This is a genomic window from Luteibacter sp. 1214 (genome assembly GCF_031455395.1).
GTDB lineage: Bacteria > Pseudomonadota > Gammaproteobacteria > Xanthomonadales > Rhodanobacteraceae > Luteibacter > Luteibacter mycovicinus.
In genome coordinates, this window is sequence record NZ_JAVDSQ010000009.1 from 122,520 (window position 1) to 149,017 (window position 26,498).

Below are 26,498 nucleotides of genomic sequence, written 5' to 3' on the forward strand. Positions count from 1 at the left end.
CTCCAGAGTCCGCATGTTCGCACTTCGCACCAGTACTTCCCTCAGTGCCCTTGGGCTCGTGCTCGGCATCGCCGGTACGAGCTGGCTCACCGCGCTCACGTACGAGCGCGCGCCCGCCACACGACCGTTCGCCGAAGTGGTGATGCCCGAAGCCATGCACCTGTCGTCCAGGCCGGTCGCCAGGCCCCGCGCGCGGCCGGAATCCGTTGTGGCGGTGAGCCGCCCGGCACCGATGCCGCCCCGCGTCGCCGCCACGCCACGCCATGTGCCCGAAGCGCTGGTGCCGGTCTATACGCCGTCGCCGCGTTATCCGATGTCGGCGTTGCGCGCCAATCGCGAAGGCCAGGTCATCCTCAGTGTGACCGTCACGCCCGAGGGCGATGTCGCCGAGGTGTCCGTGGGGCGTTCCAGCGGCGACATGGATCTGGACCATGCGGCCGAAGAAGCCGTGCGCAACTGGCGCTTCGCCAGTGCGGAGAACCGTGCCCCGCGCTACACCGCCGACCTCCCGGTCCGCTTCGAGCTCACCCGCCCTTACTGAGCGTCAGAGAATGCCCGAGGCGGATGAGCCGAAGGCGGTGATCATGCGCGTGTAGATCAGCTTGAGCGACACGTCCACTTCCGGGAAGTCGCCGACCGGCTCGTAGCATTCGAAGAACTTCGGGTCGGTCCAGCGCATCGGAATGCAGCCGGGCTTGAGCTCATAGCTCGTGGCATAGCGGAACGGCCACAGGTCGAAGAACGGCAGCCGTTCCGAGACGTCGCCGATGAACTCGTTGACCGACGACAGCACGGGGATTTTCTTCTCCCTCGGCCCGATGACCCAGGCGTTTTCCGGGCGGGTGTCCTGCATGATCGAGTCACGCAGGCGATCCGAGAAGCGCTTGTCGTACACGATGACGCCCGACTCGGTGTTGTAGTGGTCGGAGCGTGGATCGAAGTTGTGCGTGCCGACCATGGCGAACGTGTCGTCCACCACGATCGACTTGGCATGCAGGCCGAAGCGCACGCCCTGCGTGAGCAGGGGTGCCGGACGAGTGCGCGGTCCCTGACGTACGCGGCGGCCGCCAAGGGCCATGAATCCCGTGGATTCCGACGGTGGGCCCGCCGGCACCAGCCGGTTGCCGGCACGACGTCCGGTCTTGCTGGCGCCGCTGCCGCTCCCCGAGCCGGTGAGCAGCGGCGGCGTGACCACGTCATTGCTCTGACCTTCAAGGGCGTCGGGATCCCCGTTTGCCGGGCGCGGCTTCATCTCGTAGATCTCGAAGCCGTAGTCGGTGAGGTAGCGTTTGCGGTGCTTATAGGACATCGCATACACCGCGAAGGCGTCCGTCGAGGCCAGTGAGTTGGTCGACACGACGACGCGCGGCGGGACCGGCTTCCGATGCAGCCCGCTGAAGATCTTCTTCGCCGGCTTGCTCATCACCAGATAGGGCGTCTGCAGGATCACTTCGCTCCTGGCGTTACGCACCAGGCCCATGATGTGCCGGGTGAGCGCGCGGGCTTCACGGCGTTTGGGCTCGTCGGTCTTGCCTGGCAGGTCCGACAGGTACTCCACCCGGTTCATGCGCAGGGTTTCGCGCTGGATACGGTCGGCGATCCAGTCCGGACTCTCGGCGTCCGCCACCATGGTGGCGACACGTTCCGGGTTTTCGTACTGCGGAGTCGTCCAGTGGCGCGGGTCGTCGGTGTCGCGAACCAGCTCCTTGTTCACGTCGCGCAGGTGGGTCAGGCGCACGGCGCGCTTGTGGTTCCAGAACTGCTCGAAGCTGGCGCCCATGGCCTTCGCGGCCGGGCCACCGATCATCACGTCGCGGTCGACGTAGTCGAAGGTGCCGTCCCAGTCGAAGTAACGGTCTTCGTAGTTGCGCCCGCCCGTGATGCCGATCAGATCGTCGACCACGATCAGCTTGTTGTGCATCCGCTGGTTGAACTTGAAGAAGCAGCAGATGATGCCCGCCGCGAACTCCAGCGGCGGCGTACGCGCGCTGTGGAAGGTCGGATTGTAGAGGCGGATCTCCATGTGATCGCTGGCGCGCGCCAGCCCCGCCAGCAGGCCGGCGTCGCGAAAGGAGAACAACTGGTCGGCGAGGATCCGCACGCGTACACCGCGGCGCGCGGCCTGAACCAGTTCGTCCAGGACCAGCTTGCCCGCGTCGTCCTGCTCCCAAATATAGGTCTGCACGTCGATGGTCCGCTTCGCGGCGCGAATCAGATTGATCCTCGCCGCCATGGCGGTTTCGCCGTCTTCCAGCAGCGTGGCCACGTGCACCGGGCGCGCGTCGGTCGAGGCGGCGTCGGCTTCCACGGCGGCATCGAGCAGCGCCGAGGGCTGGGCGCAGTGGTCTGCCCGCGTGCAATTGCTCTGCCGGTCCACGGTCAGCGTGACCACGGCATCGGCCTTCCGGATGCGCTGCGTGGACAGCGAACAGCCGGTGGCAGCCAGGATGGCGGCAAGGAGTAAGAACAATCGGAGGTGGCGCATGGCGGGGATCATAGGCGACCCACGCCAACGTCACGTGAGTTTTCGTCAGGGATGGTCGAGGACGATGGCCATGCCGAGGTTCACGCGGTCCGAAAGGGCCCCACGGCGGCCCCGCATCTCGAAATCCGTACGGTCGATCGTGCCCTGCAGCTGAAGCACGCAACCGGCCAGCGCGTCGGCCGGGCAGCGGGTGGCCTGCAGGTGGAAGGTTTCGTCCCGGGTGACCCCGCGCATGGTCAGCTTGCCTTTGATCTCGCCGCCGCGGCTGATGAGTTCCAGGGGCAGCGGGTCGGACGTGAACAGGATCTGCGGGTAGTGCACCGAGTCGAAGAATTCCGGCGCCAGCACCCAGCGGCGCAGGCGGGCCGATTCCATGCGGATGCTTTCGGTGTCGAGCACGGCGCGCACGACGGCCGTGCGCGCTTCGCGGTCGATGGACAGGTCGCCCCGGATGCCCTCGAAGCTACCGGAGACGGTACTCACCCACAGCAGGCGAACGGCGAACTCGGCCCGCGAACGGGTCGGGTCGATCCGCAGGTCGGCGGCCGAAGCCGAAGCCGCCGACAGGAGCAAGGCGATCGCCCACAACAGGTGACGCATCAACGGGGGACTCAGTTGGGAGGTGACCAGAATGTCTCGAGTTTGGCCTTGCCCGGCCCCAGCTCGCCCGTGAAGACGAGTCGTGCCATGCCACCCGGCGGCATGCCGCGGTAATCCTCGGACCGTCCTTCGACAAGGAAAGCGACCAGTTGTTCAATGCCGGGGTTGTGTCCCACCAGCACGATGCGTTCCGCGTCCGACTGCGTGTCGAGCACGTCGAACAGATCGCCGGGCGTGGCGTCGTAGATTTCCGGTACGTAAGTGGGCTCGACCTGGCCTAGGGCCAGCGCGGCGGTCTCTTTGGTGCGCTCCGCGGGGGAACACAGGATGCGGTCGTATTTCACGCCATGGCTGGAGAGCCATTCGCCGGCGGCGCGGGCTTCGTTGCGGCCGTGTTCGGTGAGTTTTCGCTCGCGGTCGTCTTTGCCGTCATGGCCGGGCTCTGCCTCGGCATGGCGCAACAGGATGAGTTCGTGCATGGGTACCGTCCTCCGCTAGGCCACGTATCGTGGCGGGTCATGACGCGTCCCACGTCGGCTCAGGTGCTTCGTTTGATCCAGCGAAGCAGTTTTCCCCAGTCGTCCTGGTGTCCGCGTACGTTTTCCGAGTGGTAATCGAAGATGCCCTTACCGAGCGCCGTGAGCAAGACGTACGCTTGTGAGTCGCGAAGTTCCGCGACGACGGGAAAGGGCGCGCGCTCGCCAAGTTCGGCGATGGCGGCCTGGCTGGCGTTGGTCCACGGCTTGAGCCGGTTGCCGACCAGGCCGACCGGCAGCTTGCCGCGCTTCACGCGCGGGATGCCGCGCAGCACGGTAAGAAAATCGAGTGTGGCGTCGAGATCGAAGTGCGAGGGAAGTACCGGCACGAGGATGACGTCCACCTTCTCCAGATAGGGCTCGAGGTCTTTTTCGTCGACGCCCGCGGGCGTGTCGACGATCACCCGCTGCACGTCGCCCGGCAGGCGGTCGAAGGCCTTGCGACTGCCCTCGATGGCGGTGACGGCGGGAACGTTCTCGGGACGACGGCCTGCCCAGCGCAGGCTGGAATGCTGGCGATCCGCATCGATGATCGCCGTCTGCTTGCCGGACTGGACCCAGTGGGTCGCGAGCTGGGTGACCAGCGTCGTCTTTCCGCAACCACCCTTGCTGCTTGCCACGAGCGTCGTAAGCATCCGCGAGCACCTGCCATAGGAGTGGTTCTAGCCTATCAGAACAGTTTGGTACGAACCTTCGGCATGACCACGAGAATGAGGGTGGCGACAGGGCCGAGAAACAGCGAGAGGAACCACCAGAGCAGGCCGCCGCGATTCTTGCCCTGGGCCAGCCCTGCGTTGATCAGCGACAGCGTACCCCAGCCTACGAAGAAGCCGGCGCGCGCGTCGTTAAAAAGTGCGAATTGATCCATCGTAAACTCCTGTTCTGTCGCAGGATTGTGTCGCTGCCATGCTCGATGTCGAGTCGGCGATCCCCACATTGGATGTCGATGGTAACAATGTCCGCCGTCGATGACCCCGGGACGGCGCAGGCTGCGTTCATGGTTGAACCGTATTCTTGTCGTTTTATTTCATGGAGATGGCTGATGCGCGGATATCGCGTGCTGACCCTGGCCCTTGCGGGTCTGCTCTCGATGCCGGTCTTTGCCGCCACGCCCTGGGCCGGTGCCCAGGGTCCGGCAAAGGGGCCGCTCAAGGCGCCGGTGGCGCAGAAGGACCAGACCAAGGCCCTGCTGCAGTTCCAGAAAGACCTGGCCAGCGTCCTGGCGTTGCGCACCGAAGCCGAGCCGCTGCTGGGCGCCGCCCTGCTGGCGCGCCCGCTGGCCAATCCGCCCGAGGTGCTGAGCTACCACGCCCTTCTCGAGCGCGCGTCGCGCAATGCCGACGCGGGCCCGGCGGTTACCTGGGCTTCGCTGGCCGACTGCGACGCCAAGGCCGGTGGCTGCCCGAACGCGGACGCACTGGCCACGCTGCAGAAGCAGGCGCCGGACAACGCGGCCGTCTGGTTGCTTAAGCTGGGCGTTGACGACCATAACGGTGCCGGCAAGGACACGCGCAGCGATCTCGCCCGCGCCGCCAACGCCCGGCTTTACGACGACTACCTCGGCTCCAGCCTCAAGGCGCTGGCCAACTCGGTCAGCCAGCTGCCGCCACCGCCGGACACCTTCAATCCGCTGCAGGGCGCGGGGGCGGCAGGCGTGCAGATGGTCATCGTCTTCGGTCTGGCCAGCGCGCAGCCGATGCCTGGGTTCCAGGTCACCGCGAAGTACTGCGAAGACAACAAGAGCGATGCGGGTGTGGTGGGCGACTGCCTGAAACTCGCCAAGGTCCTCGAGTGGGGCAGCAGCCCGCTCGGTCGTTCGCTGGGCCTGCATCTGCGTGAAACCCTGTCCACCGACACCGCCGAGCAGCAGTCCGCGAAGACCGCTCGCATGAACCTGGTCTGGCAGATGCAGCGTTTCGCGCAGCTCAACGTCCAGGCCCAGGGCGACAAGGTGACGGCGCAGAAGCTGCTGTCGCTGGCGCGCAGCGGCGGCACCGAGATGAGCGTGGTGCTGGCTTCGCTGCGTGCTTACGGCATGCCGGCGGAAGCCCCGGCAGGATGGGAGCCGGCTAAGGTCGAGCAGTAGGCCGGTCTGAATGGAGCCAAAAAAACTGGCGCCCATGGGCGCCCGTTTTTTATTGAACCGCCTGTAGGAGCGCGCCCTGCGCGCGAATCCCTTACATCGCGCGCAGGGCGCGCTCCTACAGATTCAGTCAGTCGCCCAGTTCAGTCCGCATGAACTCCGGCTGCGCCAGCGCACCCTTGTGGATTTCAGCGTTGTAGTACTTCGTCGGGAAGCCCTTGCTGATGGCGCCGCGCTCGCGGAAACCGGACAGGTCGCCGTCCTTGCGCGCCATGGTGCAGCTCCACCAGCCGGTGGGGTAGCACGGCTGCGGGAAGGGCAGGGTACGCACGGCCTTGAAGCCCGAGGTGCGCATGGCCGAACGCATGGCCTTGATCAGCTCGATGTGCGCCAGCGGGGATTCCGACTGCTGCACGAGGATGCCGCCGTGGCGCAGGGCCTTGTAGCAGCTGGCGTAGAAGGCGGCGTTGAACAGACCTTCGGCCGGACCCACCGGGTCGGTCGAGTCGACGATGATCAGGTCGATGGACTCCGGATCCGCCTCGGCCATGTACTTGATGCCGTCGATGAAGAGCAGTTCGGCGCGCGGGTCGTTGTTGGCGTCGCACAGTTCCGGGAAGTACTGCTCGGCAAGGCGCGTGACGCGCTCGTCGATCTCCACCTGGGTGGCCTTCTCGACTTCCTCGTGCTTGAGCACTTCGCGCAGGGTGCCGCAGTCGCCGCCGCCGATGATGACGACCCGCTTGGCCCGGGCGTGGGTGAACAGCGCCGGGTGGGTCATCATCTCGTGGTACAGGAAGTTATCGCGGCTGGTCAGCATGACGCAGCCGTCGATCACCATGAGATTGCCCCAGTCGGTGGTCTGGTAGATCTCGATGGTCTGGAATTCGGTCTTCTCGGCGTGCAGCAGGCGCTCGACACGGAAACCGATGGATGAGCCGGAGGCCTGGTGGGCTTCGGTAAACCAGCTGAGCTGCTGTTGCGACATGACTCGGATCCTGAAAAGAGGTAAGGGACCAAACACGGGATTGTACCGGCTCCGGGTCCGGAATCGGCCAAGTCCTTGCCCTGGCACAAATGTAGGTCGTCCCTGACGGCAATGTTGCCCCGGGCGGGGCAATACACGGATGTCATCCGTCGCCGCTACAATACGCGGTCTGCCCCGTCTCCCCGGACGGCGCAGACCCTGTCTGGTCGGCCCCGCGGCGTGCGAGGCTCCCGGTCGCCAGACTCGCTTCAGGTCAAAGTTCGCCGCTGCGACTGTTCCGCGCCCCCCACGGGGACACGACACAATCACGAGGGAGATCGTCGCCACCATGACGAACTGGACCACCGAACGCGCGAAGCTGACTTACGCGATCCCACACTGGAGCAACGGCTACGTGGATGTGGCCGGCAACGGTCACCTGCAGATGCGCCCGCGCGGCGACGAGGGCCCGGCCCTCGACCTGCCGGCCATTGTCGATCAGGCCACGGCCCAGGGCCTGCGCCTGCCGTTGCTCGTCCGCTTCCCGGATATCCTCGCCGACCGTCTGGCGCGCCTGCAGCAGGCGTTCGCCAAGGCGATCGATGACGCCAAGTACGCCGGTTCCTACACGGCCATCTACCCGATCAAGGTCAACCAGCAGCGCGGCGTCGTCAGCGAACTGGTCGCCGCGGGCGAGGAGGGTTTCGGCCTCGAGGCCGGTTCCAAGCCGGAACTGATGGCCGTGCTCGCCTATGCCCGCCCCGGCAGCATGGTGGTCTGCAACGGTTACAAGGACCGCGAGTACGTGCGTCTCGCGCTGATCGGGCGCAAGCTCGGTCTGCGCGTCCACATCGTCATCGAGAAGCTCTCCGAACTCGACCACGTGTTCGCCGAGGCGAAGGCGCTGGATGTCGAGCCGCTGCTCGGCGTGCGCGTGCGCCTGGCCTCGATCGGCGCCGGCAAGTGGCAGAACACCGGTGGCGACAAAGGCAAGTTCGGTCTCAGCCCCGGTCAGGTGCTGGAGCTGATCGAACGCCTCGACGCCGCGGGCCTCAAGCACACGCTGAGGCTGCAGCACTTCCACATGGGCTCGCAGATCTCCAACGTGCGCGATATCGCCGCCGGCATGCGCGAAGCCGTGCGCTACTTCGTCGAACTGCACCGGCTGGGCGTGCCCATCGACGTCGTCGACGTGGGCGGCGGTCTGGGCGTGGATTACGAAGGCACCCGCTCGCGCAGCTATAACTCGATCAACTACAGCCTGGGCCAGTACGCCGCCAGCATCGTGCAGCCGCTGGCCGAGGCCGTCGCCGAGCACGGCATGAAGGCGCCGGTCATCTTCACCGAGTCCGGTCGCGCGATGACCGCGCACCACGCGGTGATGGTGGTCAACGTCACCGAGGTGGAAGAAGTACCCGAGGGTTCGGTGCCCGCGCCGCGCGCGGACGAGCCGACGGTGCTGCGTCATCTTCGCGAGACGCACGCCGAGCTCGACAGCCGGCCGCCGCTGGAGCTGTTCCACGAAGCCCAGCATCACTTCGCCGAGGGCCAGGCGCTCTACGCGCTGGGTCAGCTCGACCTGCGCGACCGCGCGAAGCTCGACGACCTGTTCTACGCCATCGCCAACGCGGTGCGTCCGCGCCTGCTGCCGGCGGAGCGCGCGCATCGTCAGGCGCTGGACGACCTGGACGAGAAGCTGGTCGACAAGTACTTCGTGAACTTCTCCGTGTTCGAGTCGGTGCCGGATATCTGGGCGATCGATCAGATCTTCCCGATCGTGCCGATCTCACGTCTGGACGAGGAACCCACGCGCCGGGGCGTGATCGCCGACCTCACCTGCGACTCGGACGGCCGTATCGATCATTACGTGGATGCCGAAGGCGTGGACGTCAGCCTGCCGCTGCACGCCCTGCGTGACGACCAGTCGTACCGCCTCGGTATCTTCATGGTCGGCGCGTACCAGGAAACCCTGGGCGACATCCACAACCTGTTCGGCGACACCGACGCGGTGAATGTCCGCGCGACGGCCGACGGTTACGAGTTCGCGCACGTGCGTCATGGGGACACGACAGACCTGATGCTCGACTACGTGGGTTACGACCTCAGGCAGCTGCGCCAGTCCTACACCGACCGGCTTGCCGCGGCAGGCATTACCGGCGCCGAGGCGGAGATGTTGTCCGCCTCGCTGGACAAGGGCCTCACCGGCTACACGTACCTGGCGGAAACCGCAGGGCGTTGATTCCAACCGCGGCGCCTCAGGGCGCCGCGTCTCTTTTCAGACATCGACAAAGGTTTTCGGGATGACCCTCAAGGCAGCATTCATCGGACTCGGCGCGATGGGCGCCCCCATGGCGGGACATCTTCATGCGAAGGGCCTGCTGGCCGCGGTCGGCAATCGCTCACAGACGAAGGCCGATGCGCTGGCGAAGGAGCTTGGCGTCGTCGCGCCCGATCTCGCGGGCATTGCCTCGTCATGTGACGTGATCGCCCTGTGCGTCAGTGCGGATGCGGACGTCATCGGCGTGGTGGAAGCGCTGGCTCCGTCATTGAAGACGGGGGCGATCGTCATCGATCACTCGACCGTCGCTCCTGCTACGGCGAAGAAGGCCGCCAGCCTGCTCGCCGATGTGGGCGCGCTGTTCCTGGATGCGCCGGTGTCCGGCGGCGTCGAAGGCGCGAAGAACGGCACGTTGTCCGTGATGGTCGGCGGCGACGCGGAGGTGCTCGAGCGAGCACGTCCGGTGCTGGAAGCCTACGGTGCGCGTATCACGCACATGGGCGCGGTCGGCAGTGGCCAGGCGACCAAGGCGGTCAATCAGGTGCTGGTCGCGGGCATTGCCCACGCGGTGACGGAAGGGCTGGCGCTGGGTGAAGCGCTCGGTCTCCAGGCGGATCGCCTCATTCCGACGCTGGCGGCGGGCGCGGCGGGTAACTGGTTTCTCGACAAGCGCGGCGCGACGATGCTGCGCAACGAGTTCTCGGTGGGCTTCAAGCTGGCGCTGCTGCACAAGGACCTCGGCATCGTGCGCGGTATCGCGAAGGACGCGGGTACCAACCGCACCATCATCGAACAGTCGCTGGCCGACTTCGCCGAACTGATGTCGCAGGGCTACGGCGATGACGACATTTCGGCACTCATTCGCCTGAAACGCGCTGACTGACAGGCGGCTACATCGCTTCAAAAAAAATCCCGCCGTTCGGCGGGATTTTTTTTTGGCGGCGGCGGGGGAGTGACCTCAGCCGCCTTCCTTCAGGGCAATCGCGCTGATGCCCGCCGACTGCAGGCGCTGCTTGGTGCCTTCCAGATCGGTCGCGGACTTGAACGGGCCGAGGCGCACGCGGTTGTAGGTCTGCGAGCCGACCTTCACCGACTGGACGTTGGCAACGAAGCCCTGCAACGCGAGCTTGGCCTTCAATGCCTCCGCATCGGCGGCGCTCGGGAACGCGCCAACCTGCAACAGGTAACCCGGGCTGCCCGTCGCGGCAGCGGGGGCGGCGGGCTGTGACGGAGCGGCGGTGACCGTCTGCGTCGCGGCCTTCGGCAGATTCGCCGCGGCCTGCTGCACCTGAGCCTGCTGCTGGGCGGCGGCAGCCTGCTGAGCCTGCGCCTGCTGGGTCTGTTGCGCGGCCAGTTGCTGCTGTTTCTGCTGCTGGGCTTCGGCACTGGCCTGGGCGCGGATCTCGGCGTCCGGAATGCGGACTTCCTTCTCCGAGAGCACCGAGTAGAAATCGTACGACGGCTTCTTCGGTTTCTCGGGTGCGGTCTGCTCGACGACGCCCGGGTCGCTGCCCTTCTGCGCGGTGGCTTCCGGGTTCGGCGCCGGGCCCTGCTGCTTCTGCATCATGGGAATCAGCGTGCCGCGCATGGCGAAGGCCATGAGCAGGGCGCCGGCGAGGATGCCGATCAGTGCCCAGCCCCAGCCGGGCATGCCGCCGCTCGAACCGTTGCGGACGGCCTGACGGCCTTTCGTCGCCTTCTTGCGTGTTGCCATTTACATGCTCTCCGGGGCCGAAATGCCCAGCAGATCCAGACCGTTGCGAAGCACCTGCTGCGTGGCCGCCACAAGCGCGAGGCGGGCGTCACGCAGATCGGCGTCGTCCACGATCCACTTGTGCTCGTGATAGTAACTGTGGAGCGCGCCCGCGAGTTCGCGCAGATACTGCGCGATCAGGTGCGGTTCCAGATTGGCGGCTGCCGACTCGACCATTTCGGGGTAACGCGACAGCTCGACCATCAGCGCCGACTCGTGCTCGGTGGCGAGCAGGTCGAGCTTCGCGATACCGTTGCCCCGATCCGTGGACAGGCCGCGGTCGGCCAGTTCGCGGAAGACGCGGCTGGCGCGTGCGTGCGCGTACTGGATGTAATAGACCGGGTTGTCGTTGCTCTGCGAGCGGGCCAGGTCGATGTCGAAGACCAGCTGCGAATCCGCCTTGCGGGCGATCAGGAAGTAACGCGTGGCGTCACGGCCCGCTTCGTCGATGAGGTCGCGCAGGGTGACGTAGGAACCGGCGCGCTTGGAGATCTTCACCTCTTCGCCGCCGCGCATCACCGTCACCATCTGGTGCAGCACGTATTCCGGCCAGTTCTTCGGAATGCCGGTGTCGAGCGCCTGCAGGCCGGCTTTCACGCGGGCCAGGGAGCCGTGGTGATCCGAACCCAGCTCGGTGATGGCGCGCTCGTAGCCACGCTGCCACTTGGTGCGGTGGTAGGCCACGTCCGGGAGGAAATAGGTGAACGTGCCATCGGACTTGCGCATGACGCGGTCCTTGTCGTCACCGAAATCCGTCGAGCGGAGCCACAGCGCGCCGCCTTCCTCATAGGTATGTCCGTGGGCCACGAGCTCCTTCACGGTCTCGTCGACCCGGCCCTCGCTGTAGAGCGACGACTCGAGGTAATACACGTCGAAACCGACACCGAACGCCTTGAGGTCCAGATCCTGCTCGTTGCGCAGGTAGGCCACGGCGAAGCGACGGATATCGTCCAGGTTGTCGGCGTCACCGGTACCGACGACGGTCTCGCCGTCGGCTTCGACCGATTCCTTCGCCAGAAAGGCGCGGGCCACTTCGGCGATGTAGTCGCCGCGGTAGCCGGATTCCGGCCAGCCCGCTTCGTCCGGGGCGATGCCCCTGGCGCGCGCCTGGGTGGACAGGGCCAGGTTTGCGATCTGCACGCCCGCGTCGTTGTAATAGAACTCCCGGAACACTTTCCAGCCGCTGGCGGCCAGCAGGCGACTCAGGCTGTCGCCGATCGCCGCCGCGCGGCCATGGCCGACATGCAGCGGGCCGGTCGGGTTGGCCGAGACGAACTCGACGCCCGCCGTACGGCCACCGCCGTCGCGGTTGTGCCCGTAGCGGTCGCCTTCGGCCAGCGCGCGATCGATCTCGGCGTGGAAGGCGGCCGGAGCCAGGAAGAAGTTGATGAAGCCCGGGCCGGCGATGTCGACCTTGCCCACCAGGGAGGAGGCGGGAAGCGCTTCGACCAGGTCCGTGGCGAGATCGCGCGGCTTACGGCTGGCGGCCTTGGCCATCATCATGGCCACGTTGGTGGCGAAGTCGCCGTGCTCGCGGCTGCGCGTGCGCTCGATCACGAACGTGGGCGCGACGAAATCGGACGGCAGTTTGCCGGACTCACGCATAGCCCCGATGGCCTGCAGGACGAGTTGTTTCAGCTGTGCTTTCACGGGATGGGCGACGCGGATATGGAACCGGCAATCCTATCAGAAGGGCCACATGGGCCGATCGTCCAGGGTAGCTCCCGGTTTTCCACAGCCTGTGGATAACTCTGTGGGCAATAACGACGCGCTGCGACCCCGCGCCACATGGCGCCTCATTGACATCATGGCGTAACAACTAAAGTATCGTATAAACAATGACTTGCAAGACTGACTTGCGCCGAGACACCAGCTGTGACGTCCAAGTGGCAAATCGGTGGAATGTGCATAAGTCGAATCCCGCAAGTGCCGCGGCGGCGTCTTCCGACGCTTTCACTGCACGCGTCACACGTCATGCGCCGCCACGTCACGGGGCTGTCATCGCCCATCGTCACAATTCTTCGTGTGCCCGGTGTCTCCCCGGCCCAACGGCACAAAGGGCTCACCACGCCCCTCCCTCGAAATGGTGACCCCAACGGCGCGAGCGGCACTCGCGCCGTTTTTTTTGCCTGAAATCCGGACTCAGATCAGTCCCCGGTCCGCCATGGACACTGGCTCGCCCTGCCCGATCACCAGGTGATCGAGAACCCGGATATCCATGAGTTTGAGGGCGTCGACCAGCACGCGGGTGATCTCGCGGTCCGCCCGGCTCGGTTCGGCCACGCCGGACGGGTGATTGTGGGCGAGGATCACCGCCCCCGCGTGATGACGCAGGCAGGCCCGGACGACCTCGCGCGGGTAGACGCTGGCGCCGTCGAGTGTGCCGCGGAACAGTTCTTCATACCCGAGCACCCGGTGCCGGGTATCCAGGAACAGGCAGGCGAACACCTCATAAGGAAGGTGCCGCAGCCGTGCCTTGAGATAAGCGGCACTGTCTTCCGAGGAACCGATGGCCGGCAGGTCGGTGAGTTCTTCTTTCAATGACCGGCGGGCCAGTTCGATGGTCGCGACCAGCCGTGCCCGCTTGGCCGGGCCGACGCCGCTGAGTCTGGGCAACTGGTCGGGATCCGAGAGCAGACGGCCCAGGCTGCCCGCCTGGGCGAGCAGTGCCCGGCCGGTGGCGACGGCATCCCGTCCGGCGACACCGTTACCGAGGACGACGGCGAGCAGCTCCGCGTCGGACAGCGCGCTCGCGCCGTGAGCCAGCAGGCGTTCGCGAGGGCGGTCGCCGACCGGCCACTCCCGGATGGTCAGACCGCGTACGCCGGGCGCGCCGGCGGTCGTCGCGTTGAATGCCGGTGCGTTGTCGCGCACGGCCGAACGATGGAGATGCCCCCGCTTCATGAGTCGTTCTTCCTGATGACCAGCCCGCGGCCGGAGAGATCCCCAACTTAGGATCGTCGCGGACGAATGGCGATAGAACGATTCTGAAAATGCGGGGCAATATGGGTGCGAGGCATGAGCCGGTCCGCTAAGCTTGATGACCCCTCGCCACCGCGCCGTTTTGCCATGAGTCTTCGCCAGCGTCGCATCCTCATTGGCGTTACCGGTGGTATCGCCGCCTACAAGATCTGCGAACTCGTCCGCCGCCTGCGCGACCTCGAGGCCGAGGTGCGAGTGGTGATGACCGAAGGCGCCACGCATTTCGTCACACCGACCACCTTCCAGGCGCTTTCGGGGCAGCCGGTGCGTGTCAGCCTGTGGGACGAGCAGGGCGAGGCCGCGATGGGCCACATCGAACTGGCCCGCTGGGCGGAGCGCGTTCTGATCGCGCCGGCGAGTGCCGACACCCTCGCGCGGCTCGCGCACGGCCATGCCGACGACCTGCTGACCACCGTGGTGCTCGCCACCGCCGCGCCTGTTTACGTCGCTCCGGCGATGAACCAGCAGATGTGGGCCAACCTCGCCGTACAGGCGAATGTCGGCACGCTGCGGGTCAGAGGTGTCGGCGTCCTCGGTCCCGCCGACGGCGATCAGGCCTGCGGCGACATCGGCTCGGGCCGCATGCTCGAGCCGCATGAGCTCCGCGACATCCTCGTCGCCTCGTTCGGCGATCAGTCGCTGCGCGGCCGTCGTGTCGTGGTCAGTGCCGGCCCTACGTACGAGGACATCGATCCCGTACGCTTTATCGGCAACCGCAGCTCGGGCCGCATGGGCTTCGCGGTGGCCGCCGCCGCACGCGATGCCGGCGCGGACGTCACCCTCGTTGCCGGCCCGGTATCGCTGCCGACACCCCACGGCGTACGACGCGTGGATGTGCGCAGCGCCCGTCAGATGCACGACGCCGTGCTGGCGGCATCCGACGGCGCGGCTATCTACATCGGCGCCGCCGCGGTCGGCGACTACCGTCCCGCCGATGTCGCCGGTCACAAACTAAAGAAGGCCGACGGCGCGCCGTTACGCCTCGAACTGGCCGAGAACCCCGACATCATCGGGGCGCTCGCCGCGCGACCGGTGCATCCGTACCTCGTCGGCTTCGCCGCCGAAACGCGGGAGGTGTCCGGTTACGCCCAGGACAAGCTGCGTCGCAAGGGCCTGGACATGATCGCCGCCAACGAAGTGGGGGCGGGCAAGGGCTTCGAGGTGGCGGATAACGCACTGCATCTCTACTGGCCCGATGGCGACATCGCGCTACCCGAGATGCCGAAGACCGAACTGGCGCGCCAGCTGATCCAGCATGTCGCCCATCATTTCCTGGCTGCACACGGACACACCTCTTGATCGACATCGAACTGAAGATCCTCGACCCGCGGCTCGGCGACACCATTCCCTTGCCTGAGCCGGCCACCGGCGGCAGTGCCGGCATGGATCTGCGGGCGGCGGTGGATGCCCCCGTGACGCTGGCCCCCGGTGAGAGCCTCCTGGTACCGACGGGTCTGGCCATTCACATCGGCGACCCGGCCTGGTGTGCTCTGATCGTGCCGCGCTCGGGCCTGGGGCATAAACAGGGTCTGGTCATGGGCAACCTGGTGGGCGTCATCGATGCCGACTACCAGGGGCCGCTGATGATTTCGTGCTGGAATCGTGGAAACGCACATGTGACCATCGCGCCGGGTGACCGGGTTGCGCAATTATTGCTGGTTCCGGTGGGACGGGCGCGGTTGCGCGTAGTGGAAGGATTCGCACCTTCGCAGCGGGGCGAAGGCGGGTTCGGTTCGACCGGTATTGGCTGATTCGCCGAGGGATACAAGGGGCACCATGGCTGGGAAAGAGGGTGGGGAAGGGCGGGGGTCCCGGACCGATCTGCGACGTTTGCTGCCGCTGGCCGGCGCGACGCTGCTTATCGTGGCGGGTGCGTTCTGTGCGTGGCAGGCCTGGCTGATCGCGGACGAAAGCGCCGCGGCCGAGCGCACGCGTGCGGCGCAGCGGCAGACCGTGAGCGAGCTTGCCAGCCTTTACGGCGCGAAACGTCAGCAGTTCCTGCGCGCGGCGGCCGACCCATCCGTGGAAGCGGTGATCGACGATCACGCCGCGGCGGCCGCGCGGTTACATGCCCTGTTGCCGGCGGCGAAGGTCGTCGAGGTGTACAGCGCCGGGCTGGACGAAGTGGTCCGCGCCAACTTCCGCGAATTCGGCTATGCCAAGGCGGCGCAGCTGATGGCCGCCCTCGGCTCGTCCGAGCCGCCGGTCGCGGCGACGACCCTGCATGGCAGCGAGCGCAATCTCTCGGTCGCTGAACCGATTTCGGTCGGCGGTACGGTGCGCGCCTGGGCATGGCTCGAATATCCGTTCGACGACCTGGCGGCGCGGTTCGAGGCTTCCTCGCCGGGCGGCGGTCGTCTGGCCCTGAGGCAAGGCGAAGGAGACACCGGCACGACGCTGCTTGCGAAAGGCGCGCGATCCGTCGGGCTGGAGGGGCAGGAAACCGTCATCGCCGGCACCTCCTTGTACGTAAGGGCGGCGATGCCCGAAGCCTTCATCGTCATTCCGCATTCCGAACTCCTGGCCGTGTTGCTCACCGTGATCGGGCTGGGCGGCGGTGGCTTCCTGCTCTGGTCCAGCCGTCGTCAGCCGACGGTCGTCGAAGCCGAGCCCGAGCCCGAGATCCTCGTCGCCGAGGTGCCGCGGAAACCGCGCCTCCCGCCGACGCCATCGGCGGGCGGCGACATGGTCCGCGAGACGGTGCGTGCGCCGGCCGCCGCTTCGGCGGCGATCGATCCGTCGATCTTCCGCGCCTACGACATCCGCGGCGTGGTCGGCACGTCGCTCACAGCCGACGTGGCACGTCGTATCGGTCAGGCCATCGGCGGTCTGATGACCGAACGCGGTCTGCACGAGATCGTGGTCGGCCGGGACGGCCGTCTGTCGGGTGAAGCGCTGACCGCGGGATTGTCGGACGGCCTGCGTGCCGCCGGCATCGACGTGATCGATATCGGCCTGGTTCCTACGCCGTTGGTGTATTTCGCCGCCTACCATCTGGGTACCGGCTGCGGTGTGGCCGTCACTGGCAGTCATAACGCGGCGGACCACAACGGTTTCAAGATCGTGGTCGGCGCCGAGACGCTGGCCGATGCCGCCATCACCGATCTGTACCGCCGGATCGTAGACGGCCGGCTGCGGGAAGACGGCGTCGGCACCTGGCGTGAGCAGTCGATCATCGAGCCGTATGTGGCCCGCATCGTCGGTGACGTCTCCGCGGAGCGCCGCCTGAAAGTGGTGGTCGATGCGGGCAATGGCGCGGCCGGTGTCGTCGCGCCCCGTGTCCTCGAGGACATCGGCTGCGAAGTCATTCCGCTGTACTGCGAGGTCGACGGTCGCTTTCCGAACCATCATCCCGACCCGTCCGACCCGCGTAACCTGGGCGACCTGATCGCGGCGGTGCATACCATCGGCGCCGATCTGGGCATCGCGTTCGACGGCGATGGCGACCGGCTCGGCGTGGTCACGGCCAGCGGGGAGATCATCTTCGCCGACCGGCTGCTGATGCTGTTCGCTCAGGATGTGCTGTCCCGCAATCCGGGTGCGACCGTCATCTACGACGTCAAGTGCACGGGCCATCTTCGCAAGGTCATCCAGGATGCCGCCGGCGTGCCGCTGATGTGGCGCACCGGACATTCGCTGATCAAGAGCAAGATGCGCGACACCGGGGCCGCGCTGGCCGGTGAGATGAGCGGCCACTTCTTCTTCGCGGACAACAATCGCTGGTATGGCTTCGACGACGGCATCTACGCCGCCGCCCGACTGCTCGAGATCGTTGCCGGCGATCTCGAGGAACGCAGCGTGGCGGAATTGTTCGATGCGCTGCCCAGGAGCGTGTCCACCCCGGAGCTGAAAATGCCGGTCGCGGAGGAAGGCGCGGCGTTCCGGTTCATGGAAAGCTTCAGCGCCGCATCCAGCTTCGAAGATGCCCGGGTCACGACGATCGACGGTATCCGTGTCGACTGGCCGGACGGATGGGGGCTGGTGCGTGCATCCAATACGTCGCCGGCCCTGATCTTCCGTTTCGATGCCGACAACGCGAAGTCGCTCGAGCGTATCAAGCAGGCCTTCCGCCAGCGTCTGCTGGCGGTCGACCGGAACCTGCCCCTGCCGTTCTGAGCGCCGGGCCGTCGGCCTCAGCGGCCGGCGGCGGCCTTCAGTTCGCGGTAGTGCTTCAGCTGTGCGTCCATGTTCACCTGGGCCGCATCCTTCGCGGTCATCTGGCGCTGCAACGTGGCGCGCAGGGCGGCCACCGTGTTGCGCTGATCGGTGATGCGGGAACTGAGATACGGCGGCACGGGCTGCTTGCCGCGTTCGAGGTCGCCCGCGCGGTTGAGCAGGTCGGCCAGTGCCTTCTCCTGTCCCTGCAGATTCAACCGCGTGGTGCGCGCCGCCTGTTCGACGTTGTCCAGTTCCGCTTGCTTCGCCGTGGCGAAGGCGGCTTCATTGGGATACGCGTTGAGCAGCTGCGCGTCGTCGCGCTTTTGCTGATCGGCGGCTGCCTGGGCGGCTGCCTGCTGATCGGCCAGCTTCTTTGCGGCGGCGCGTTCGTCCGTGGTCAGCTGACGGTCGACGTGTTTGATCACGACGCCCTGCGAGTTGACGACGTCGTAGCCGGCTTTCATCGCATCGGACGTCAGGCTGTCGCTGAAAAACGACTGGCCGCTCGCATCCTTCCACTTGTAACGGAACGCGCTGTTGTTTCTCGTATTGTCCTGACCCGCGGCGAACGCGGTCGTGCCAACGCACAGTGCCGCTCCCGCGAGGATGTAACGAACTGCCTGCATGATGTCCCCCTCCTGTTGGCTGAGTATAGCCAGCGCGCGGGGAGAGGCCAGCTTGCCGGATGCAAGCGGCCTTTTACGCGTGACGCAGTCGCCGTTTTCGGTCAGGCGCTGACACCGTATCGTTCGCGATAAGCCAGCAGGCGACCGTGTTCGCTGGCCAGTTCAGGGCGCTCCCCCGCGTAGGTGAGCACATCGGCGAGGGTCGCGATGGCGATGACCGGGATACTGAACTGTGCCGCCACTTCCTGTGCCGCCGACAGCTCGCCCTGACCGCGTTCCTGGCGGTCGAGTGCGATAAGCACGCCGGCGGGCTCGGCGCCCTGCGACCTGATCAGTTCGAGCGATTCGCGCACGGCGGTGCCGGCGGTCATCACGTCATCCACGATCAGTACGCGGCCCTTGAGCGGTGCGCCGACGAGCGTGCCGCCTTCGCCGTGCTCCTTGGCCTCCTTGCGGTTGTAGGCCCAGGGCACGTCCCGGTCCTGGGTGTCGGCCAGAGCGATCGCGGTCGCGGCGGCCAGGGCGATCCCCTTGTAAGCCGGGCCGAACAGCATGTCGAAAGGGACGCCGGAGCGCGTCGCGGCGGCGGCGTACGAACGGCCGAGCCGGGCGAGGGCGGCACCGGAGTCGATCCGGCCCATGTTGAAAAAGTACGGGCTGCTGCGACCCGACTTCAACGTGAACTCGCCGAAGCGCAGCACATCACGGGCAAGGGTCAGTTCAATGAATTCGCGCTGGTAGTCGTGCACGTCGGTCTCTCTCAGGGTTTCCAGGGATGCAACAGGCGCCACATCACGTACTGCGGGCCGATCGGGCCGCCATGGTACAGCTCGTCGTGTTCGAGGTACCCGGCGCTGCGGTAGACGTGGACCGCCGCTTCGTTGCGTACGTTCACCATCAGCAGGATGCGCTCCTTGTCCGGGTGCCGGCCTTCGACATAGGCCTGGATGCCATCCAGGGCGCGACGGCCCAGGCCTTTCCCCTGCCAGCGGGCATCGATCATGAAGCTGCGCAGCGCGACCGCGCCGTCCACCAGGGGATGGTCGCCCAGGGCCACCGCGCGACGGTCGATGCGCACGTAACCGACGACATCATCCTCGACCAGCAGGGCCAGGGCCTCGCTGCCCGGGCAGACGGCGGCATCGGCCATCGAATCGACCGCGCGTCCGACAAAGGGCAACTGGGCCGGGTGCACCGCGACGTCGAGGACGGCGTGGCGGAGTTCGGCGGTGACGGGCGTGACGCGGACGGGCTGGCTCATGCGCTCATTGTAGGCGCAGGTATGATGGCGGGATCGTCGAATACCCGATCAAGGTCCCATGCGCATCATTTCTCTGAACGCCAACGGTATCCGCTCCGCCGCCACGAAGGGTGTCTTCGACTGGCTTCGCGCACAGGATGCGGACATCGTCTGCCTGCAGGAAACCAAGGCCCAGGAGTCGCAGCTCACCGATCCGATGTTCCGTCCGGACGGCCATCACTGCTTCTATCACGACGCGCGCAGCAAGAAGGGCTACAGCGGCGTGGCGATCTATTCGAAGCGCGAGCCGGACGAAGTACGCGTGTCGCTGGGTCGCGAGGACTTCGATTGCGAAGGGCGTTATATCGAGGCGCGCTACGGCAACCTCAGCGTGGTCTCGTTCTACATCCCGTCGGGCTCATCCGGTGACGAGCGTCAGCAGTACAAGTTCCGGATCATGGAATGGCTGACCCCGATTTTTCGTGAGTGGGCGGCCAGCGGACGCGAGTACGTGCTCTGTGGCGACTGGAACATCGTCCACACGAAAAACGACATCAAGAACTGGACGTCGAACCAGAAGAACTCGGGCTGTCTGCCTGAAGAACGTGCGTGGCTCGACCTGCTCTTCAAGGAGATCGGCTGGGTGGACAGCTTCCGCGCGCTGAAGCCCGACGCCGTCGAGTACACCTGGTGGTCCAACCGCGGTCAGGCCCGCGCCAACAACGTGGGTTGGCGTATCGACTACCAGATCGTGACGCCGGGTCTGCGCGACCGCCTGCGCGACTGCTCGATCTACCGTGACGAGCGTTTCTCGGACCACGCCCCCTTCATCGTGGATTACGCCGAGTGAGCCAGGCGCCAGGCGCGTCCCGCTACAAGGGCCTGCGTGGCGTCAGCGCCGCGTTCGCCCAGCCGGGCGCGGTCATCATGCTGTTCTTCGGCCTGGCGTCCGGCCTGCCATTCCTGCTGGTCGGCAATACGCTGTCCGCGTGGCTGAAGGAGTCGGGCGTCGACTACGGCGCCATCGGCGTCGCCAGTTACGTCACGTTTGCCTACAACTTCAAGTTTCTCTGGGCGCCCCTGGTCGACAAGTGGCGCCTGCCTTTATTCGGACGACTGGGTCTGCGTCGCGGCTGGCTGCTGTTCGCCCTGATCCTGCTCGGCATCGGCCTGCTCGGCATGGCCAGCTTCCCGCCGACCCTTTCGCTGGCGCGCTTCATGGGCGTGACGCTGGTGGCCGCCTTCGCCGGCGCGACCATCGACATCGTGGTGGATGCGTACCGCGTCGAGATCGCTCCGCCGGAAGCACAGGGGGCCCTCGCGGCCACGTACACGCTCGGCTACCGCCTCGGCCTCATTGCGGGCGGGGCGGGCATCCTGATCGTGGCCGATGCGCTCGGCTGGCAGCGCGGCTACGTCGCGATATGCGCGCTGCTCGTCATTCCCATCGTGGCGGTGCTGGTGGCGCGCGAGCCGGAGCACCGCGTGCGCGAGCGCGTGCCGCTGAGCGTCGCCATTCAGGAGGGCTTCGTCGGTCCGTTCCGCGATTTCCTGTCCCGTTACGGCCTCGGCCTGGCACTGGCGCTGCTGCTTTTCGTGGCCTTGTTCCGCCTACCCGATCAGATGCTCGGCGTCATGGCGTATCCGTTCTATCTGGATGCGGGCTTCAGCAAGACGCAGATCGCCGAGGTCTCCAAGGTGTATGGCGTCATCATCGGCATCGCCGGCGCCTTGCTGGGCGGCTGGGCCGTGACCCGCTTCGAGATGCGGCGCCTGCTCGCCGTCGCCGCTGTCGGTGTCGCGTTGTCGAACCTGCTGTATCTGCTGATGGCGATGAATCCGGGGCAGACGTGGGCTTTCGTGGCGACGCTGTCGGGGGACAACTTCGCGCAAGGTTTCGCGGGCCCCGTGCTGGTGGCCTTCATGTCGGGGCTGGTCAACCGACAGTTCACCGCCACGCAGTACGCCTTGCTCAGTGCGCTGGCGAACCTGCCCGGCAAGCTGATGGGCGGTCTTTCCGGCTTTCTGGTCAAGGATTCCGGTTACGCGGCGCTCTTCATCGTAAGTACGGTTTCCATCGTGCCGACGCTCGTTCTGCTGGGTCTGCTGTGGCGTAAGATGCCGCGTCCCGAGGCCGTCAACACGGATTAGGCCGAACGGCCTGTCTTTGCAACGTGCCAAAACTGTGTAAGATTTCCGGCACAGTGGGCATGCGCGAGGAGGTAACGCACGTGCCAGATATTGTTGTAAGACATATCGACGAGCAAATGGCTGAGCGGATCAAAGCGCTCGCCCGGGAACGCCGCTGGTCGATCAATGAAGTCATTCTCCACGCGTTGCGTTACGGGCTGGGTCTGAGTCCGGGCGACGTGTTCAGCGAGCTGTTGCTCGAACCCGGTGACATCGCCCACCTCACCGGTGCGTGGGATGCCGAAGAGCAGGCGGCGTTCCAGGAGGCACTCGCGGCGCTGGCGCAAGCCTCGCCGTCGTCGCTCGCCGACGCCGCGACCCGGCAGGCGTCACAGCCGTCCGAGACGTTCTAGCCGTCGCTCGATGGATTCAGCTCAGCGGTGCCGCGTAGAGGGCACCCAGCAGCCGGGGGCCAGTCGCCCCTGTCACCGCCGCCAGGTTTCCCGGCTCGCCCCGCAGCCGGCGATAGGCAAGCCACGCAAACGCCATCGCCTCCATCATGTCGGGATCGATCCCGAACTGCGTGCTCCGCAATAGCGGGCGCCCTTCGAGGCGGGCGGCGATCGCGCCCATCAGCGCGGCGTTATGCACGCCACCACCGCAGGCGATGACGTCGACGGCATCCGGCGCATGCCGCCCGATCGCGTCGGCGACACTCACCGCGCTCAGGGCGAGCAGTGTCGCCTGCACGTCTTCAGGAGGCAGTTCGGCCACGCGCGGATGCATGTCCAGCCACGCGAGGTGGAAATGTTCGCGACCGGTGCTCTTGGGCGGTGGCAGGGCGAAGTAGGCGTCGTCCAGCAACCCGGCAAGCAGGTGTTCGTCGATCTGGCCCGATGCCGCGAAGCGGCCGTCCCTGTCGAACGCTTCGCCGCGATGACGAAGACACCACGCGTCCATCAATCCGTTCGCGGGACCGGTATCGAAGCCGGTGACGCCACCGTCCGCGCCCAGCCGTGTCACGTTGGCGATGCCGCCCAGATTGAGTACGACGCGCGAACCGGCCGAGGGACGCAGTACCGTCGCGTGAAACGCCGGCACCAGCGGCGCGCCCTGGCCGCCGGCGGCCACGTCGGCGCGGCGGAAGTCGGCCACGGTATCGATGCGCGTACGCTCCGCGATCACGGAGGCGTCGCCGATCTGCAGGGTGAACGGGTGGTCTCCGCCCGGGCGATGACGAATCGTCTGCCCATGCGAACCGATGGCGACGACCTTATCGGCGCGTACGCCCGCCATACCTAGGACGGCGTGCGTCGCCTCCGCGAAGGCCAGGCCTACGGCGACATCGAGCCGCCCATAGCGGTCGAGGTCGAGTCGCTCCTCGTCCTGCGCCACGGCGAGGATCAGCCGGCGCAGGTCATCGTTCCAGGGATGCGTCAGTCCGGCGACCAGCGCCGGCGACCCGTTCTCGAAGCGGACCAGCGCGGCGTCGATGCCGTCGGCGCTGGTCCCGGAAATGAGGCCGATGTAGAGGCCGTCAGCGTTGGCCACGAATCAGTCGGTGCTTTTCGTGCCGTTGTCGGCGCGTGCAAGCTTGGTGCTGTTGTCGACCTGCTTCAGGCGGGCGAGCTGCGGACCGACCACTTCCTTCTTGAACCTGGCCAGCTGCGCGGCCGGAAGCGGTTCGGGCTTGGGCAGGGTGACCGTCTGCGGATCGCGCTGCACGTTGTTGACGCGGAATTCGTAGTGCAGATGCGGGCCGGTGGCGAGGCCGGTCATACCGACAAAACCGATGGTGCTGCCCTGGCTGACACGCTGGCCGACGCGCAGGTTGGCGAACTTCGACATATGGCCGTAGGCGGTGCTGATCGTGGCGTTGTGCTGGATGACCACGAAGTTGCCATAGCCGTTCATCCAGCCACGGAACTTGACGACGCCATCGCCCGCGGCGTGGATCGGCGTGCCGGTGGGTGCGGCGTAGTCGACGCCCTTGTGAGCGCGCATCTTGCCGAGGATCGGATGCATGCGGCCAGCGCTGAACTGCGAGGAGATGCGGGTGAAATCGACCGGGATGCGCAGGAAGGAGCCGGTGAGCGGACGACCCTCCTCGCTGAAGTAGCTGTATTTGCCGTCGCCGTTCTTGTACCGGTAGGCGGTGTAACGCTTGCCCTGATTGACGAACTCGGCGGCGACGATGTCGCCTTCCCGCAGGAACGCGCCATCGCTGTACACGTCGTCGTAGACGACGGTGAAATTGTCGCCGACGCGCAGGTCCTGCACGAAGTCGATATCGAACTTGAACACCTCCGCAAGCTTCAGCACCATCGCGTTGCTCATGCCGGCCTGCGAGGCCGCGCCGAACAGCGAGCTGTCGATGACGCCGTGCGCGATGTGCTCGCGACGCTGCACGTCACGCGTCTGGGTGGTGAGCTGCGGCTTGTCGCCGTCGATACGCAGGGTGGCGATGTTGGCCTCGTCCTGATCGAAACGCACACCCTTGAGCGTGTGGTCGGCGCCGACCAGGAACTGGAACTCCTGGCCCGGCTTGATCTGGTGGAACACCTTCGCACCGCCCGCGCCGTCGATGACGTGCTGCAGGTCGGTCATCGACAGGCCCTGGGCAAGGAAGATGTCGGCGAGGGTCTGGCCGGCCTTGACCTGCACCGTCTGCCATTCTTCGATCGGGGCGATCGGCTTGATCGACGCGGGATCGATCTTGGGCAGGGCAAGCGGGACGACGGCATGCGCAAGTGAATTGGCGGTCGGCGTTCCAGGTGCCGCGGCGGGCACGGTGACGGCCGTCGCGACGATCGCCGTCTCCTTCTTCATCGCGCCGGCCCAGGCAGGAATCACGAGAGCGGACAGAATGACCAGCAGGAAAGCGGTACCGGCGAGGATCCAGCGCTCGCGGCTCCAGCTGAGCGGCTCGGCCGAGGCGTTGCGGCTGAACGACCAATGGGCACGCGTATCGTAGAAGTGCGCGTGGCGGCGCTGCGCCTTGCGCCGGATTGCCTGCTTGCGAGCGCTGTGCGCTCCGCGGTTCAAATCAGCCATTGTCTTTCTTATATCCGCTCGCCCCGAGTTGTCGCGTACCATAACGGCCTCGTGTAAAGGCCGTCAACGCCTTTTCCATCAAGGCTTTGCAACGCATCGTGGGGTTAACGCACAATTAACCGCTACGGCGTCTTCACACACAAATGTGAAGGTCGCACACCTACATACCTATAGAGAGTGAGCATGAACGAGCTGGAGCAGGCCCTGGCGCTGATCGCGCGAGGCGCGGACGAGATCATCAAGAAGGAAGACCTCGAGGCACGCCTCAAGACGGGGCGTCCACTGCGCATCAAGGCCGGCTTCGACCCGACCGCGCCCGATCTTCATATCGGCCACACCGTGCTGCTCAACAAGATGCGCCAGTTCCAGGATCTGGGACATCAGGTGATTTTCCTGATCGGCGACTTCACCGGGATGATCGGCGACCCCACGGGCAAGAACGTGACCCGCAAGGCCCTCACCCGTGAGGACGTCCTGGCCAACGCCGAAACGTACGCCGAGCAGGTCTATAAGGTGCTGGACCGGGAGAAGACCGAGCTGCGCTTCAACTCCGAGTGGTTCGGCAAGATGGGCGCGGCGGACATGATCCGGCTGGCCGCCACCCATACGGTCGCACGCATGCTCGAGCGCGATGACTTCCAGAAGCGCTACAAGTCCGAGCAGCCCATCGCCATCCACGAGTTCCTGTATCCCCTGACCCAGGGCTACGACTCGGTGGCCCTGGAGGCCGATGTCGAACTTGGCGGAACCGACCAGAAGTTCAACCTGCTGATGGGCCGTGCCCTGCAGGAGCACCACGGCCAGGCGCCGCAGATCGTTCTGACCATGCCGTTGCTGGAAGGCCTGGACGGCGTCAACAAGATGTCCAAGTCCCTGGGCAACTACATCGGTATCAATGAGCCGGCCATCGACATCGTCACCAAGACGATGAAGATCGGCGACGACCTCATGTGGCGCTGGTTCGAGCTGCTGAGCTTCGAGGTGTCGCTGGACGAGCTGACCGTCATGAAGGCGGATATCGTCTCGGGCGCGCTCAATCCGCGCGAGGCCAAGCTTCGCCTCGCTCGGGAACTGGCGACACGTTTCCACGATGCGGCGGCGGCCGAGCAGGCGATCGCCGGCTGGAACGCGGTGGTGACCGGGCAGGGCGATACCAGTCTGCTTCCGTTGTCGGACATCGAAGCTCCGGCCGAAGGCTTCCGGCTGGCCGCTCTTCTGACCGCCGCGGGCGTCACGCCGAGCAATTCCGAGGCGAACCGGAAGATCAAGGAACGTGCGGTCCGCATCGATGGCGACGTTGTGGAGGACGCCTCCCGCGTATTCACGGCCGGATTCGAAGGTGTGCTCCAGGTCGGCAAAAGAAATTTCGCCCGTATCCGCCTGATTTAACGCGCATTTCAAAAATAATTCACGAAAGGGGGTTGCAGACCTTTCTGAAAACCGTATTATTCGCCTCCCCGCAGCGGCCCACGTCGAAAGACGAACGCTACGGCAGCTGTATCGCCTCGGCGACAACCTCGAAAAAAAGTTTCACGAGGGTGTTGACGGAAACGAAAAACGATATAGAATGGGCGGCTCACTAGGACGAAACGTCCTGACGCAGAAA

General features: G+C 66.0%; 25 protein-coding genes. 11 read left to right on the top strand and 14 right to left on the bottom strand.

Annotation, left to right across the window (positions count from 1 at the left end; all coding sequences use genetic code 11):
- Positions 1–13 precede the first annotated feature (13 nt).
- Positions 14–541, top strand: coding sequence for an energy transducer TonB (locus J2X57_RS17675; protein ID WP_309869102.1), 528 nt, complete (start codon positions 14–16; stop codon positions 539–541).
- A gap of 3 nt (positions 542–544) precedes the next feature.
- Here J2X57_RS17675 and J2X57_RS17680 read toward each other — a convergent pair whose 3' ends face one another.
- Genes J2X57_RS17680 through J2X57_RS17700 form a run of 5 tightly spaced genes read right to left on the bottom strand, consistent with a single transcriptional unit; the run spans position 545 to position 4,489 of the window.
- Positions 545–2,485 (bottom strand): phospholipase D family protein, encoded by a 1,941-nt coding sequence (locus J2X57_RS17680; RefSeq protein ID WP_036118656.1) that lies wholly within the window; start codon positions 2,483–2,485, stop codon positions 545–547.
- A 45-nt stretch (positions 2,486–2,530) separates the two neighbouring features.
- Entirely contained in the window at positions 2,531–3,085 is a 555-nt protein-coding gene (locus tag J2X57_RS17685; RefSeq protein ID WP_036116674.1) for a YceI family protein, read from the bottom strand.
- 11 nt (positions 3,086–3,096) lie between these two features.
- Positions 3,097–3,564, bottom strand: a complete 468-nt coding sequence (locus J2X57_RS17690) for a histidine phosphatase family protein (protein WP_036116672.1) — start codon at positions 3,562–3,564, stop codon at positions 3,097–3,099.
- A 59-nt stretch (positions 3,565–3,623) separates the two neighbouring features.
- Positions 3,624–4,256, bottom strand: coding sequence for a ParA family protein (locus J2X57_RS17695; RefSeq protein WP_036116670.1), 633 nt, complete (start codon positions 4,254–4,256; stop codon positions 3,624–3,626).
- A 35-nt stretch (positions 4,257–4,291) separates the two neighbouring features.
- Positions 4,292–4,489: a hypothetical protein gene (locus J2X57_RS17700; protein ID WP_036116669.1), complete on the bottom strand. Its 198-nt coding sequence runs from the start codon at positions 4,487–4,489 to the stop codon at positions 4,292–4,294.
- A gap of 174 nt (positions 4,490–4,663) precedes the next feature.
- On the opposite strand from J2X57_RS17700, the gene J2X57_RS17705 reads away from it, so the two are divergent.
- Positions 4,664–5,707 (top strand): hypothetical protein, encoded by a 1,044-nt coding sequence (locus J2X57_RS17705; protein WP_309869105.1) that lies wholly within the window; start codon positions 4,664–4,666, stop codon positions 5,705–5,707.
- Between the two features lie 127 nt (positions 5,708–5,834).
- On the opposite strand, the gene speE is transcribed toward J2X57_RS17705, so the two are convergent.
- Complete coding sequence (gene speE, locus J2X57_RS17710; protein ID WP_036116666.1) at positions 5,835–6,692, bottom strand: polyamine aminopropyltransferase; 858 nt, start codon at positions 6,690–6,692, stop codon at positions 5,835–5,837.
- Between the two features lie 328 nt (positions 6,693–7,020).
- Here speE and speA point away from each other — a divergent pair, with 328 nt between their 5' ends.
- Both speA and J2X57_RS17720 read left to right on the top strand, forming a co-directional pair.
- Complete coding sequence (gene speA / locus J2X57_RS17715; RefSeq protein ID WP_043691650.1) at positions 7,021–8,910, top strand: arginine decarboxylase; 1,890 nt, start codon at positions 7,021–7,023, stop codon at positions 8,908–8,910.
- Positions 8,911–8,971: 61 nt separating this feature from the next.
- Positions 8,972–9,832 (top strand): NAD(P)-dependent oxidoreductase, encoded by an 861-nt coding sequence (locus J2X57_RS17720; RefSeq protein ID WP_043691652.1) that lies wholly within the window; start codon positions 8,972–8,974, stop codon positions 9,830–9,832.
- A 75-nt stretch (positions 9,833–9,907) separates the two neighbouring features.
- Here the strand turns inward: J2X57_RS17720 and J2X57_RS17725 are convergent, their stop codons facing one another.
- The 3 genes from J2X57_RS17725 to radC all read right to left on the bottom strand — a co-directional run bounded on the left by J2X57_RS17725 (position 9,908) and on the right by radC (position 13,516).
- The gene (locus J2X57_RS17725) at positions 9,908–10,663 is read right to left on the bottom strand and encodes an SPOR domain-containing protein (protein ID WP_043691654.1); all 756 of its coding nucleotides are present in this window, start codon (positions 10,661–10,663) and stop codon (positions 9,908–9,910) included.
- Complete coding sequence (gene argS / locus J2X57_RS17730) at positions 10,664–12,352, bottom strand: arginine--tRNA ligase (protein ID WP_309869110.1); 1,689 nt, start codon at positions 12,350–12,352, stop codon at positions 10,664–10,666.
- A gap of 492 nt (positions 12,353–12,844) precedes the next feature.
- Positions 12,845–13,516, bottom strand: a complete 672-nt coding sequence (gene radC / locus J2X57_RS17735; protein ID WP_036118650.1) for a DNA repair protein RadC — start codon at positions 13,514–13,516, stop codon at positions 12,845–12,847.
- 255 nt (positions 13,517–13,771) lie between these two features.
- Here radC and coaBC point away from each other — a divergent pair, with 255 nt between their 5' ends.
- The 3 genes from coaBC to J2X57_RS17750 are packed head-to-tail and all read left to right on the top strand — an operon-like array spanning position 13,772 to position 17,800.
- A complete protein-coding gene (gene coaBC / locus J2X57_RS17740) occupies positions 13,772–14,983 on the top strand; it encodes a bifunctional phosphopantothenoylcysteine decarboxylase/phosphopantothenate--cysteine ligase CoaBC (RefSeq protein ID WP_309869111.1) in 1,212 nt (403 codons plus the stop codon).
- The gene (gene dut, locus J2X57_RS17745) at positions 14,980–15,435 is read left to right on the top strand and encodes a dUTP diphosphatase (RefSeq protein ID WP_036116655.1); all 456 of its coding nucleotides are present in this window, start codon (positions 14,980–14,982) and stop codon (positions 15,433–15,435) included. The genes coaBC and dut overlap by 4 nt, the downstream gene beginning before the upstream one ends.
- A 25-nt stretch (positions 15,436–15,460) precedes the next feature.
- A complete protein-coding gene (locus J2X57_RS17750; protein ID WP_036116653.1) occupies positions 15,461–17,800 on the top strand; it encodes a phosphomannomutase/phosphoglucomutase in 2,340 nt (779 codons plus the stop codon).
- 17 nt (positions 17,801–17,817) lie between these two features.
- Here J2X57_RS17750 and J2X57_RS17755 read toward each other — a convergent pair whose 3' ends face one another.
- The 3 genes from J2X57_RS17755 to J2X57_RS17765 form a co-directional block, all read right to left on the bottom strand.
- Positions 17,818–18,468, bottom strand: a complete 651-nt coding sequence (locus tag J2X57_RS17755; RefSeq protein WP_309869114.1) for a DUF4124 domain-containing protein — start codon at positions 18,466–18,468, stop codon at positions 17,818–17,820.
- 101 nt (positions 18,469–18,569) lie between these two features.
- Positions 18,570–19,217, bottom strand: a complete 648-nt coding sequence (pyrE, locus tag J2X57_RS17760) for an orotate phosphoribosyltransferase (RefSeq protein ID WP_308845978.1) — start codon at positions 19,215–19,217, stop codon at positions 18,570–18,572.
- A gap of 11 nt (positions 19,218–19,228) precedes the next feature.
- Positions 19,229–19,729: a GNAT family N-acetyltransferase gene (locus J2X57_RS17765; protein WP_043691664.1), complete on the bottom strand. Its 501-nt coding sequence runs from the start codon at positions 19,727–19,729 to the stop codon at positions 19,229–19,231.
- A gap of 58 nt (positions 19,730–19,787) precedes the next feature.
- Here J2X57_RS17765 and J2X57_RS17770 point away from each other — a divergent pair, with 58 nt between their 5' ends.
- From J2X57_RS17770 to J2X57_RS17780, 3 genes are all read left to right on the top strand, one after another.
- Positions 19,788–20,558 (top strand): exodeoxyribonuclease III, encoded by a 771-nt coding sequence (locus tag J2X57_RS17770; protein ID WP_036116645.1) that lies wholly within the window; start codon positions 19,788–19,790, stop codon positions 20,556–20,558.
- Between the two features lie 77 nt (positions 20,559–20,635).
- Positions 20,636–21,859 carry an MFS transporter gene (locus J2X57_RS17775; protein WP_081907676.1) on the top strand — a complete coding sequence of 408 codons (1,224 nt, stop codon included), beginning with the start codon at positions 20,636–20,638 and terminating at the stop codon, positions 21,857–21,859.
- 80 nt (positions 21,860–21,939) lie between these two features.
- Positions 21,940–22,251: a ribbon-helix-helix protein, CopG family gene (locus J2X57_RS17780; protein ID WP_051944325.1), complete on the top strand. Its 312-nt coding sequence runs from the start codon at positions 21,940–21,942 to the stop codon at positions 22,249–22,251.
- 16 nt (positions 22,252–22,267) lie between these two features.
- Here the strand turns inward: J2X57_RS17780 and J2X57_RS17785 are convergent, their stop codons facing one another.
- Complete coding sequence (locus tag J2X57_RS17785; RefSeq protein WP_309869118.1) at positions 22,268–23,389, bottom strand: anhydro-N-acetylmuramic acid kinase; 1,122 nt, start codon at positions 23,387–23,389, stop codon at positions 22,268–22,270.
- Between the two features lie 3 nt (positions 23,390–23,392).
- Positions 23,393–24,892: a peptidoglycan DD-metalloendopeptidase family protein gene (locus J2X57_RS17790; RefSeq protein WP_043691671.1), complete on the bottom strand. Its 1,500-nt coding sequence runs from the start codon at positions 24,890–24,892 to the stop codon at positions 23,393–23,395.
- Positions 24,893–25,075: 183 nt separating this feature from the next.
- On the opposite strand from J2X57_RS17790, the gene tyrS reads away from it, so the two are divergent.
- A complete protein-coding gene (tyrS, locus tag J2X57_RS17795; protein WP_309869119.1) occupies positions 25,076–26,281 on the top strand; it encodes a tyrosine--tRNA ligase in 1,206 nt (401 codons plus the stop codon).
- The last annotated feature ends 217 nt before the right edge of the window (positions 26,282–26,498 follow it).